Source organism: Romboutsia sp., assembly GCF_051659545.1.
In the GTDB taxonomy this organism is placed as follows: domain Bacteria; phylum Bacillota; class Clostridia; order Peptostreptococcales; family Peptostreptococcaceae; genus JBOFOR01.
Map to the genome: position 1 here is coordinate 1 of NZ_JBOFOR010000336.1, position 12,065 is coordinate 12,065.

The window sequence follows — 12,065 nt, forward strand, 5'->3', positions numbered from 1 at the left end:
CTTTTGTATCAATTAATTGATTTGAATATTTATGGTATTGAAAGACTACTTAATGCTATAATAAATATGAGGTGATTCAAAAATGAGAAATATCTCACAAGAAGTTAAAAATTCAATAATAAATAAATTTCCTAAAGAAAATACTATAGCGATTATAGTATTTGGAAGCTACGGTACGGACAAGCAGACAAGCAAAAGTGATATAGATATAGCGTGGATTCCAAAGAATAAAGTTCCTATTACAGAGCTTACAATTAAGACTCAAGCACTTAGAATGGTGTTAAATATAGATGTTGATTTAAAAATAGTAACAAGTAATTTTACGATAGAGCTTAGACGTAATATTTTCGAAGGGGAAGTTATTTATGAGTCTAGAGAGTATAGAGAATATTTGAATGATTTTTATATTGAAAATAGTGATGTCATTGATATTCTAGATTGGAGAGATATGAATGGTAGTCAAGAATAAATTAGCATGGAGTACATTAGAAGATGTAAATAGAGATTTTGGATCATGTTTATATGACTTACAAAATTTTAAAAGACTGTACAATGAAGAAAAGATGCCTATATTATGGGAAAGATACATTAAAGAAGGATTTAAAAACTATATGGTTTCATTTCTCGAATTAACAAAAGCAATGTTATATTATAAGTCGATTGATTTGAAGATAAAATCTACTACATTCTATGATTATTTGTTAGCTTGTGAATATTATGGATTATTACCTAAGGATTCATCAATTGTTATAGAAACTTTGCGAAAGCTAAGGAATGATGATTCACATGGTTATGATATACCTGAGTTTGAAGAAATGTACGAGCTATTTACGCAAAATGAGGAAATATTTGTATGTATAAGGAATAGTTGTAATAATAAATAAGATACTACTATAAGAAATTGAGGAATAACTAACATGAGTATAAAAATAAAATATATAGCTAGCAAATCGGGGGGATTCAAATCGTTTAACTAAAAATACAAATAACATAAATACTAGGAGATTGAATATGAAAAAATCAGTTTTAATAAATAGCGAAATATCATCAGTGATATCAAAAATGGGACATACAGATATGTTAACAATCTGTGATAGTGGTCTTCCAATACCCAAGAACGTTGACAGAATAGATTTAGCTCTAAAGCATGGAATACCAACTTTTTTAGATACATTAGACACAGTACTTGAAGAATTACAAGTAGAAGAAGTCGTAATAGCTACAGAATTAGAAACAGTGAGTAATGATATGTACAAAGAAATACAAAATAGATTTAAAAATATTAAAATAACTATGATACCTCATGAAGATTTTAAAGTAATGACTAAGGAATCTATGGCTATAGTTAGAACAGGTGAATTTACACCCTATGCAAATATAATATTAAAATCGGGAGTAGTATTTTAATTATAAAAATTATTAGCATACTACTAAATAAAACAATTAAAAAAATATGAAAAAATTGTAATACCTCTATGGCTAAAATATGACATAGAGGTATTAATTTTTTCCTAAATTAGGATATAATACATATAGAACAATAAATTAGAGGTGAAATATGATTACCAATAAAATAACAAACAACATGAGAGAAATAACAGACCAGATTAGATGGATTAGAGGAGTAAATTACTACCAAGAAGATAATGTACTAGACCTGGAAATAGAATTTATAGAAAACAAATTAAATGTGCTTGGATATGTAGATGGGTCAAGTTATAGTGAATATCACACAAAATTAATAATAGACACAAAAACCTTAAAAGTAGATTTTGGCTTATGTCAATGTAAAGATTTTGAAGACAATCACAAAAAAAGAAAAAAACTATATCCTTGCAAGCATCTAGTAGCAACCTTACTAGAATTTATATATAAAATAGAAGACACAGAAATAGAAAAAGAATTACAAGACCTTTACAATATGCAAAATATGCAAACAAAACAGATAGAAATAGGTATGAATACGCCAAAACCTAAAAATAATAAACCACAAAATAATGAATCTAAATCAAGTGAAAATTCTAAACCATCTATTGAAGATATAATACTAAATATAGTAGGAAAAGAAAAAGAAAAAATAAATCTAGAAGTAAATATAGATGCAGCAACACAACATCCTTATGTAAAAGTAGACTTTAAAATAGGCAAAGATAAAATGTACATACTTAAAAGCGCAGACACATTTACGGAAGCTAGAATATTTAATAGAGAATTAGTATATGGAAAAGAATTTACTTACAATCCAGAGAATCATCATTTTGCTGAGGAAGATGAAGCTATAGCAGGGTTTATAGATGAAATGGTAGCTATCAATAGACAGCTATCAGTAGTACCAAAGTACAAAAGGCAAATAGAATTAGTAGAAGGAAAAACTATAAATGTACTAGGCAAATCTTTAAAAAGATTTTTACTTACATTAAATAATAAACCTATAAATTTTACTATAAATAATAGTACATATAAGTCTAAAATTTTAAAAGAAGATTTACCACTAAACTTTAATATAGAAGACAATGGAGAGGAACTAATTCTTACAGCTGATGAAAATATGCCTATACCACTTAATTCAAATGGAGAAGCTTTTTTCTACAATGGAGATATATATCTTCCGTCTTTTAAGCAGTACAATGAATATATGAAATTCTACACACCACTTAAGATGGAGCACAAAATTAAATTCAAAAAAGATAATGCAAAAAAGGTTATAACACATGTAATACCATCTTTAGATGAAATAAGTACAACCTTAAAAATAGATGAAAAAATAGAGAAGAAAATCAAAAAAGATTTAACTACGAAATTTTACATAGATAAAAAGAAAGATGAAGTAGTGCTAGATTTAAAGCTAATTTACGCAGAAGATGAAAATCAAGACTACTACATAATAAGAGATACTAAAAAAGAAAAACTTGCAAAAAGCACCTTAAATAAGCTCAAGTTTGAAGAAAGCACAAGTAATCAATATAAATTTATAGGAAATGAATATGATTTATTTAGTTTTTTATCAGAAGAAGTTAAAGAACTAAAAGAGTTGGGAGAAGTTTATTACAGTGATAACTTTAAATACAAAATAGAAAAACCTAATGTAAAAGCAAGTATAAAAAGTGAATCAGATGGTAAATTCCTAGAAGTAAATTTTGAAATAGAAGATATTGAAAACAAAGATTATAAAGACATTCTAAATGCTTTAAAGAAAAACCAAAGATTTTATAAGTTAAAGAATGATGTAATACTAGATTTAAAAGATGAAAAGTTAAATGATTTCTTTGAAGTAATGGGTAATCTTACTCAAGATATCTACAAGGATTTAAATAATAAAAAACTAAAACTTCACAACAATAAAGTAATATACCTAGATGAAATGCTTAAAAATGAAAAATTAAACTTTATAGAAGGCAAAGATAAAATAAACTCAATTGCCAACAAAATAAAGACCAAAGATAATATAGACCACACAATACCAACAGAACTTAATGCGACACTTAGAAGCTATCAAGAGGAGGGCTATAAGTTTTTCAATACTCTTAGTCACTACGAGTTTGGCGGGATTTTGGCAGATGAAATGGGACTTGGAAAGACTATACAGGCTATATCCTTTTTACTTTCACAAAAAGATAAGAAAAGTATAGTAGTAACTCCAACCTCATTAATCTACAACTGGAAGGATGAAATTGAAAACTTTGCACCAAACTTAAAAGTACTTATTATGCATGGGGACAAGAGCCAAAGAATAGAAGCCTTTGAAAGTATTAATGACTATGACTTAATACTTACAACTTATGCTACTCTTAGAAATGACTTTGATTATTATAAGGAAATGTATTTTGACTATATGATAATAGATGAAGCTCAAAACATAAAAAATCCTTATGCTCAAAATACAGAGACCGTAAAAAATATTAATGCAAAGGTAAAGTTTGCCCTAACAGGAACACCTATGGAGAATAATCTAGTAGAGCTATGGTCAATCTTTGATTACTTAATGCCAGGATATTTATTTAGTAAAAAATCCTTTGAAAGTAAATTTGTAAACTCAAAAGAAGAAAACATAAAAGAACTTAAAAAAATGATAAATCCTTTTATACTAAGAAGACTTAAAAAGGATGTGCTAAAAGAATTACCAGATAAGATAGAAAAGAAATTCTTCGTTGAAATGGACAAAGAGCAAAAGAAAATCTACAAGGCTTTAGTAGATGATATAAATGAAAAAAGAAGTAGTGAAGAATTTAAAGAAGATAAAATAACAATATTCTCTTACTTAACTAAGCTAAGACAACTTTGCCTAGACCCATCAGTACTAATTGAAAACTACACTGGAAAAAGTGCAAAGGCTGATATTGGTATAAATATTATTAAATCTAATATAGAAGAAAACCACAAAATACTTTTATTCTCTCAATTTACTTCAGTCCTTAAAAACCTAGGACAAAGACTAGAGGAAGAGGGTATAAGCTATTCCTATTTAGATGGCTCTGTAAATGCAGCTAAGAGAATAGAGTTAGTAAAGGATTTTAATGAAAATGAAGAAAATAAGGTATTTTTAATATCTTTAAAAGCTGGAGGAACAGGACTTAATCTTACTAGTGCAGATGTGGTTATTCATTTTGACCCATGGTGGAACCCAGCTATAGAAGATCAAGCTACAGATAGAGCTCATAGATTTGGTCAAAAAAATGTAGTAGAGGTAATAAAGCTTATAGCAAAAGGTACAGTAGAAGAAAAAATCATTAAAATGCAAGAAAGTAAAAAAGAGCTTATAGAAAAGGTTATGAGCGGAGATATGAATAATTCAGGAGTTTTATCTAGTCTATCTAAAGAAGATTTAGATGAACTATTTATGATATAACACTTAATGAATAGCCTATAGTTTGAATACTTAGGCTATTTTTGTGATATAATCAAAATAAGATTACATAAACAAGGGGTCGACTAAATAACTGGAAATTTTCCAAGATACATATTGAAGAGGTGACTGAGTATGAAGGTTGAAAAAAAGCGAGATTTTATAATTAATGTGCTATACACAGTAATAGTTACAGGAATTGTATTCATAGCAATAAAATATGGGTTGGTATGGTTTTTACCATTTGTTATAGGATTTTTGGTGGCATTTATATTAAAGCCATCTATAAATTTTATATCTAGAAAAACCCAAATAAATAGAAAGCCGATAGCGGCATTAGTGGTATTGATTTTTTATGGAACAGTGGGAGTTCTAATAACGATGATTGGCTTTAAGCTAGCAATAGCTATAAGAGATATATTTATACACATGCCAGGAATATACTCAACTAGTATAGAACCTGCAATTTTTGATTTATTTAAGCAAATAGAAGAAATTATAGCAAAGTTAAATCCAGAAATGGTTAAAAGTATTCAAGATATGTCAGGTTCAATGCTAAGTTCTCTTGCTTCTATAGTTTCAAATATTTCAAAGGGAGTTATAGGAATAGTATCGTCAATGCTTTCTTCTATTCCAACATTTTTTATAACTGTTTTATTTACAATTATATCATCTTTCTTCTTCTCGATAGATTATCCAAAGATAACTGGATTTATTGTTAAACAGTTTTCTCCGAGAGGAAAAAGTATAATATTCGATATAAAAAATTATATTGTAGGAACAATATTTAAATTTATAAAAGCTTATTCAATACTGCTTAGCATTACGTTTATAGAGCTATCAATAGGACTATCAATATTAGGAGTTAATGATGCAATAGCTGTTGCTGCATTAATAGCAATACTAGATATATTCCCTGTTGTAGGAACAGGAGGTATATTAATGCCTTGGGCTTTAATAGAATTAATAAGAGGAAATGTATACATGGCGTTAGGTATTCTAATAATATATGTAATAGTTCTAATAGTAAGAAATATACTAGAGCCTAAGATAGTAGGGCAACAAATAGGATTACATCCTGTATTAATGTTAATGTGTATATTTATAGGTGTTAAGCTATTTGGATTTATGGGATTATTTATACTTCCTATAATAGCTATAATAGTGAAGAGTTTAAATGACAACGGAAAGATTAATTTATACAAATAAGCATAAAAGCAATCTAGTTAAGCTTATGTTAACGAGATTGCTTTTGCTTGTTATACATATAACTGATGATTTTGTAGTAACAATTAGTCAGATAAAATAAACAGAGTGGGAGATACAAAATGGTCAAACAATTTTTAGGATATGCTATACCTTCAGCGGTAGCAATGTGTATAGCATCGTTAAATACTATAATAGATGGAATATTCTTAGGGAATGGAATAGGGGAAGAAGCCTTAGGTGCTGTAAATATAGTAATGCCTATCACTATAATATTCTTCGGTATAGCTACAATGATGGCTGTAGGTGGAGGAGCTTTAATTTCAAAATACTTTGGATCTAAAGAAGATGATAAAGCTGTAAGTATATTTAGACAAGTAACATATTTATTAATAATACTAAGTCTTATGTTAAGTATAGTTTCAGTATTATTTGCAAATCCAATAGTTAAAATAATGGGAGCTACTGAGAATCTACAACCTTTAGCTGCGGAGTATCTAACTTTTTATGCATTATTCTGTTTACCAAGTTTATTAGGAATTGCATTTAGTAGTTTTTTAAGAAATGATAATAGACCTAAGTTAGCAATGGTAGCTACAATATGTGGAACAATATGTAATATTATTTTAAATTATATATTTATATTCGAGCTAGGTTTAGGAATAAAAAGTGCAGCAATAGCTACTGGTCTTGGTCAAATTCTTACGTTATCAATAGCACTACCTCATTTTTTATTAAAAAGAGGAAAGTTGAGCTTCGGGAAGCAAAAGTTTGTAAAAGAAAATATTCAAGAAATATTCACAATAGGGTTGCCATCTTTCTTTGCAGAAGCAGCATTTTCAGTAATAATATTTGTTCATAATTTAATATTAGTAAGAGTATTAGGAGAGATAGGAATATCTACTTATGCCATAGTGAACTATCTAACAACTAACATCTACTTAGTGCTACTCGGAGTGACTTTAGGAGCCCAACCGCTTATAAGTTACAATTATGGTTCTAAAGATAAAGATAAAATGATTACTTTTTACAAATTATCCAATAAGACTTCATTTATTATAGGAGTAGGTTTTGGAATTATATGTTTAGTTTTTGGAAAGAGTATTATATCAGTATTCACTCAGGACCAAACTCTTATAGACATGGCATATATTGCTGTAAATATTAATAATCTAGCTTATTTAGTAATAGGTCAAAATTTAACAACTACAATGTACTATCAAGCTATAGAAATACCTAAGTTTTCAAATTTTATATGCGCTATGAGATCGGTAATAGTTTTACCTATAGTATTAGTAGTTATGTCTTCACTGTTTGGAGCTAATGGTATATGGATTAGTATGGCTATATCAGAAATAATAATAATTTTTATTGCAGGTAAGGTGTACAATATAGAAAACTATACTGAAAAAGCAATAGCACAAAATGCTTATTAAAAATATTTCAAATAAATATAACGCCCATTATAATAAATAGCTATTATAATGGGCGTTATATTTATTTAAGGTTATTCTATTTTGCTAGTTCTAAACCACGTTTTAATACTTCTGCTCCATTACAAGTTCCATAGTGCATCATATTTATTACTTCAACTGATATACCAAAAGGTTTAGCTATTTCAGTAGCTTTAGATAACATGAATCTAACTTGAGGTCCTAAAAGTACAACATCACAGTTTTCTATTTCATTTGCTAAATTTGCTTCTGGTATAGCCCATATTTTAACATCTAGATTTTGCTCTTTTGCAGCAGCTTCCATTTTAGTAACAAGTAAACTAGTAGACATTCCAGCAGAACATGCTAACATTATTCTCTTCATTTTAATTCCTCCAAATATACAAAAAAATTTATGTGCATTTTAATATTGCAAATGTTTTCTTATCTTATAATACAATAAATATTTACCATAAACAACAAAAAAATACAAAAAAACAAAAAACATGTTTTTACTTTAAAAACATGTTTTTTTAAGTAAATTAAATATTTAAATAAATTTAAAAAAACGTTATACTAATCAACATGAACTACTGAGTTTAGATTACTCATAAAACATTCAAAAATTAGTAAGAGTTCAGAATAAAATGTATCTGGTGGATTTTGTAAGAAACTAAAAGAATCTCTACCTTGAATGATTATTGGAAGAGATGAAATTTTAGATATAGCAGAGTTTTCATTTGAACAAAAACTGATAATCTCAATTCCAGAGTTATAGGCTTTAGTAGTAAGCTCTAATAAACTTTTTGTTTCACCAGAATTAGATATTACAACAAGTAATACGTCATCTTTAGATTCAGGAGTAAGTAGTTGTAAGTGTGTATTAGAAATACATCTAAAACCATTTATTGCTAAACGTTCATTAATGTAGTTTGCAATAGTTTGGGATATACCTACACTAAGTAGCATAATAAGTTTGCTTTTAGATTTGTTCAAAAGTTCACTAAAAGATTCTAAGTTGGCATTAACCTGTTTAGAGGCATTAGTATATACATCAACTGTAGGCTCTACCTCATTTTCGCGAGAAGAGTAGCAGATGTGATATATCATATCTGAATAACCCTCGAAGTTTAATTTTTTACAAAGTTTATAAATTGTAGTTGTAGAAGTAAAGTTGTCTTGTGCAACTCTTCTAATTCCAATTTTTTTCAAGTCATCTATATTACGATATAAGTATTTTATGATAGATTGTTCTACAGTACTTAAATTATATTTAGCTGACAAATATTCAAAAACCATATATATCACCTCTAAAGGTATTATATATGAAATAAATATAAAGGTAAACACAGAAAGGAAGACACAAAATGGAAAATAAGTTTATACCAGACCCATGGGCAAGAATAAAAACTCGTAATGGATTATCAGGAGATGAAGTAATATCATCATTACAAAAATGTATAAGAAGAGGTATGGCTGAAGAAGCATGTCAATTTGCATATGAAATGTACATAACATCACCTCAAATGGAAGAAAAGTTATGGAGAAGATTATTAACTATAACAGTTGAAGATATAGGTATGGGAGATACAAATTCACCTGTATTAGTAAATACTTTAAATGATATGCGTAAAAACTTCTCTTACGGAGATGGAGATAGACCGATATACTTCATACATGCAATAAGATACTTATGTAAATGTGAAAAAGATCGTTCAAGTGATTTATTAAAGAATATAATGATGAAAAGCTTTGCAATGGGATTTGTTCCAGAAGTTCCAGATTTTGCATTAGATAAGCATACAGTAAGAGGTGCAGAAATGGGAAGAGATTCATTCCACTTCTTAAACGAAGCAAGTAAAGTTATCCCTCAAATGGAAGTAGATAATGATTACAAAGAACGTTATCTAAAGATATTAGAAACGTATAACCCACAAGAAGTAGTTGAATCAGCTTTTAAATTCAATCCATGGCAAGAATAATATAATTAGAGAAAAATAATAAATATATAAAACAAATATACAAAGGTAGATATAAATATACAAAATAGGGAGATAAAAATGAGTTCGAATACAATTTTAGAAAAATTAGATAAAGTTTTATCACCAATAGGAGCTAAAATAGGAAACCAAAGACACTTAAAGTCTATTTCAGCAGGTATGATGATGACATTACCTCTAATAGTTATAGGTTCTATATTCTTAATATTAGCTAACCCACCTATAAATCCAGATTTAGTAGATCCAAGTAGTGCTAATGTATTTATGAAATTCTTATTATCGTGGAAAGAATTTGCAGTAGAGAATTATGCAGTAATTACAACTCCTTATGACATGACAATGGGACTTATAGGGGTTTTAACAGCATTTTCTATAGCATATTGTTTAGCTAGTGAGTATAAGATGAATAAATCTATGAATGGACTTATAGCTACATCAATATTCTTCATGATATGTGCTCCAAGCTCAGAAGGAAGCATGCCGATGTCTTTCTTAGGAGCAGATGGATTATTTGTTGCAATATTAATAGGATTATTATCAGTAGAAATAAGTAGATTTGTTGAAAGTAAGGGACTTCAAGTTAAGTTCCCAGACACTGTACCACCAGCAGTAGCAACTTTTGTTAACTCAATGTTGCCTTTATTAACAAATATAATAGTTTTATACGGAATAAATATATTAATAGTAGCAAACTTTGGGATGAATATTCCACAGGCAGTAATGCAAGGTTTAACGCCGGCTTTATCAATAGTAGATAATTTATGGGGATTCTTAGCACTAATAACATTTGGTAATATATTATGGATATTAGGTGTAAACGGAACATCAATAATATTCCCTATAGCATTTGCATTAGGCATAGCTAATACAGGTGTAAATGCAGACCTAGTAGCTAAGGGATTAGAGCCTACTAATTTCATGAACTTACAAATGTTCAGAATAGCCATATTAGGTGGAGCTGGTAACACAATAGGTCTTACGTTATTAATGGCTAAGAGTAAATCTGTACATTTAAAGTCAGTTGGTAGACTTGCTGTTGTGCCTGGTATATGTGGTATAAATGAGCCTGTTATATTTGGTTCTCCAATAGTATTTAATCCAATGCTTGCAATACCATTTATAATAACACCAATAGTATCTGTGACACTTACTTACTTTGCACAGGTATTTGGGTTTATAACACCTGGATTTATGGTTGACCCATCATTTACACCATTCTTTGTACAGGCATATTTATCGTCAATGGACTTTAAGAATGTGTTGTTTGTACTTGGATTAGTGGCGGTAAGTGTGGCTATTTATTATCCATTCTTTAAAGTATATGAAAAGAATATGTTAAAGCAAGAAGAGAGTGTATCTTCTGTAGCTTAATATAAAAATAACTGTCGCAGGGTAATTAAAAATTATCTATGCGGCAGTTATTTTTTTATTTATTACATCAACAGGTATACCATAAGGTTTAAAATTATAAAAAGGTTTAAAATTATAAAAAAAGTAGAAAGTTTAAAATTATAAAAGGTATAATAAAGATATGGAATAAAATGTAGATAAATATATAAATTAGGAGAGAAGTATGAAAGACATAGGAAAATTACTACAAAACAAAATAGATATACAAGAACTTCAAAAATATCTTAAACTAGAAAACTATAATGAATTATATGAAGAAGTGCTAAAGCTAATAAAAAATGAAAAAATAAAGCCTATAAAGGCAAGTGGATTAAATGGCAAAACCCCAGCTTTATATAATAGATATACAATATCAAAAAATGAAAAAGTAAAAGATTATACAGAAGAATTATCTTATAAAATAAATACAAAACTAGATATATCAAAGTATGTAAGAAATCCTAAATTATACGAAATTAATAGAGAAAATATATTAATGCTAAGTCAATTCTTAGATACTAACATAGAAAAATTAAATACGAAAGTATCTATAAATGAAAGAAGCTTTCAAATATTTGCAAGAGAAAAATTCCTTGCAAAAGAGGGTGGAAAGACTTTAATAAAATCATTAGGATTAGATGAGGAATTTCTAAATATTTATGATACCACAGAACCATTAGCATACTATTCTAAAGATAAAAGTACACCACAAAATATATTAATAATAGAAAATAAAGATACTTTTTATAGTATGAGGAATTTTATAATAAATAATAAATCTATATTTAATGCAGAGATATCAACAATAATATATGGTGGTGGAAAAAGCATATACAAAAGTTTTAAAGACTTTGAATTTTGTGTAGAGCCCTACCTTACTAATGAAAAAAATAAATTACTTTATCTAGGAGATTTAGATTATGAAGGGATATTAATATACGAAAGCTTATCTAAAATATTCTCAGAAAAATTCAATATAGAACCATTTATAAAAGGCTATGATGCAATGATAAGAAAGTACAAAAGTATGAACTTAAAATTACCAATGTGTAGCATAAATCAAAATAAAAATATTGAGAGCATATTTTTTGACTATTTTGATGAAAATACTAAGAAAATAATGGAATACATATTAGAAAGTGGAAAATATATTCCACAAGAAATTTTAAATGTAGAGGATTTTTAGGAGGGAAA

The 12,065-nt window shown here is 28.0% G+C and carries 11 protein-coding genes; 9 read left to right on the plus strand and 2 right to left on the minus strand.

Annotated features, from left to right (window positions below; translation table 11 throughout):
* Positions 1 to 82 precede the first annotated feature (82 nt).
* From ACRC03_RS19755 to ACRC03_RS19780, 6 genes are all read left to right on the plus strand, one after another.
* Entirely contained in the window at positions 83 to 469 is a 387-nt protein-coding gene (locus ACRC03_RS19755) for a nucleotidyltransferase domain-containing protein (RefSeq protein ID WP_438654328.1), read from the plus strand.
* Positions 453 to 884, plus strand: coding sequence for a hypothetical protein (locus ACRC03_RS19760; RefSeq protein WP_438654329.1), 432 nt, complete (start codon positions 453 to 455; stop codon positions 882 to 884). The genes ACRC03_RS19755 and ACRC03_RS19760 overlap by 17 nt, the downstream gene beginning before the upstream one ends.
* Positions 885 to 1,011: 127 nt before the next feature.
* Positions 1,012 to 1,407, plus strand: a complete 396-nt coding sequence (gene rbsD, locus ACRC03_RS19765) for a D-ribose pyranase (RefSeq protein ID WP_438654330.1) — start codon at positions 1,012 to 1,014, stop codon at positions 1,405 to 1,407.
* A gap of 151 nt (positions 1,408 to 1,558) precedes the next feature.
* Entirely contained in the window at positions 1,559 to 4,846 is a 3,288-nt protein-coding gene (locus ACRC03_RS19770) for an SNF2-related protein (RefSeq protein WP_438654331.1), read from the plus strand.
* A 132-nt stretch (positions 4,847 to 4,978) separates the two neighbouring features.
* Complete coding sequence (gene ytvI, locus ACRC03_RS19775; RefSeq protein WP_438654332.1) at positions 4,979 to 6,052, plus strand: sporulation integral membrane protein YtvI; 1,074 nt, start codon at positions 4,979 to 4,981, stop codon at positions 6,050 to 6,052.
* Between the two features lie 119 nt (positions 6,053 to 6,171).
* On the plus strand, positions 6,172 to 7,485 hold the full coding sequence (locus ACRC03_RS19780; RefSeq protein WP_438654333.1) for an MATE family efflux transporter: 1,314 nt from the start codon (positions 6,172 to 6,174) through the stop codon (positions 7,483 to 7,485).
* Between the two features lie 76 nt (positions 7,486 to 7,561).
* On the opposite strand, the gene ACRC03_RS19785 is transcribed toward ACRC03_RS19780, so the two are convergent.
* Both ACRC03_RS19785 and ACRC03_RS19790 read right to left on the minus strand, forming a co-directional pair.
* Entirely contained in the window at positions 7,562 to 7,867 is a 306-nt protein-coding gene (locus ACRC03_RS19785; protein WP_438654334.1) for a PTS sugar transporter subunit IIB, read from the minus strand.
* Between the two features lie 191 nt (positions 7,868 to 8,058).
* Positions 8,059 to 8,781 (minus strand): MurR/RpiR family transcriptional regulator, encoded by a 723-nt coding sequence (locus tag ACRC03_RS19790; protein WP_438654335.1) that lies wholly within the window; start codon positions 8,779 to 8,781, stop codon positions 8,059 to 8,061.
* A gap of 68 nt (positions 8,782 to 8,849) precedes the next feature.
* Between ACRC03_RS19790 and ACRC03_RS19795 the strand changes: the two genes are divergently transcribed.
* The 3 genes from ACRC03_RS19795 to ACRC03_RS19805 all read left to right on the plus strand — a co-directional run bounded on the left by ACRC03_RS19795 (position 8,850) and on the right by ACRC03_RS19805 (position 12,057).
* Positions 8,850 to 9,464: a hypothetical protein gene (locus ACRC03_RS19795; protein ID WP_438654336.1), complete on the plus strand. Its 615-nt coding sequence runs from the start codon at positions 8,850 to 8,852 to the stop codon at positions 9,462 to 9,464.
* A gap of 78 nt (positions 9,465 to 9,542) precedes the next feature.
* A complete protein-coding gene (locus tag ACRC03_RS19800; RefSeq protein ID WP_438654337.1) occupies positions 9,543 to 10,853 on the plus strand; it encodes a PTS sugar transporter subunit IIC in 1,311 nt (436 codons plus the stop codon).
* A 202-nt stretch (positions 10,854 to 11,055) separates the two neighbouring features.
* Positions 11,056 to 12,057 (plus strand): Wadjet anti-phage system protein JetD domain-containing protein, encoded by a 1,002-nt coding sequence (locus ACRC03_RS19805; RefSeq protein ID WP_438654338.1) that lies wholly within the window; start codon positions 11,056 to 11,058, stop codon positions 12,055 to 12,057.
* The last annotated feature ends 8 nt before the right edge of the window (positions 12,058 to 12,065 follow it).

Bases quoted from the DNA above. Each gene is read 5' to 3' on its own strand.
- ACRC03_RS19770 (WP_438654331.1), top strand. From the start codon at position 1,559: ATGATTACCAATAAAATAACAAACAACATGAGAGAAATAACAGACCAG.
- ACRC03_RS19805 (WP_438654338.1), top strand. From the start codon at position 11,056: ATGAAAGACATAGGAAAATTACTACAAAACAAAATAGATATACAAGAA.
- ACRC03_RS19755 (WP_438654328.1), top strand. From the start codon at position 83: ATGAGAAATATCTCACAAGAAGTTAAAAATTCAATAATAAATAAATTT.
- ytvI (WP_438654332.1), top strand. From the start codon at position 4,979: ATGAAGGTTGAAAAAAAGCGAGATTTTATAATTAATGTGCTATACACA.
- ACRC03_RS19780 (WP_438654333.1), top strand. From the start codon at position 6,172: ATGGTCAAACAATTTTTAGGATATGCTATACCTTCAGCGGTAGCAATG.
- ACRC03_RS19800 (WP_438654337.1), top strand. From the start codon at position 9,543: ATGAGTTCGAATACAATTTTAGAAAAATTAGATAAAGTTTTATCACCA.
- ACRC03_RS19760 (WP_438654329.1), top strand. From the start codon at position 453: ATGGTAGTCAAGAATAAATTAGCATGGAGTACATTAGAAGATGTAAAT.
- ACRC03_RS19795 (WP_438654336.1), top strand. From the start codon at position 8,850: ATGGAAAATAAGTTTATACCAGACCCATGGGCAAGAATAAAAACTCGT.
- ACRC03_RS19790 (WP_438654335.1), bottom strand. From the start codon at position 8,781: ATGGTTTTTGAATATTTGTCAGCTAAATATAATTTAAGTACTGTAGAA.
- ACRC03_RS19785 (WP_438654334.1), bottom strand. From the start codon at position 7,867: ATGAAGAGAATAATGTTAGCATGTTCTGCTGGAATGTCTACTAGTTTA.
- rbsD (WP_438654330.1), top strand. From the start codon at position 1,012: ATGAAAAAATCAGTTTTAATAAATAGCGAAATATCATCAGTGATATCA.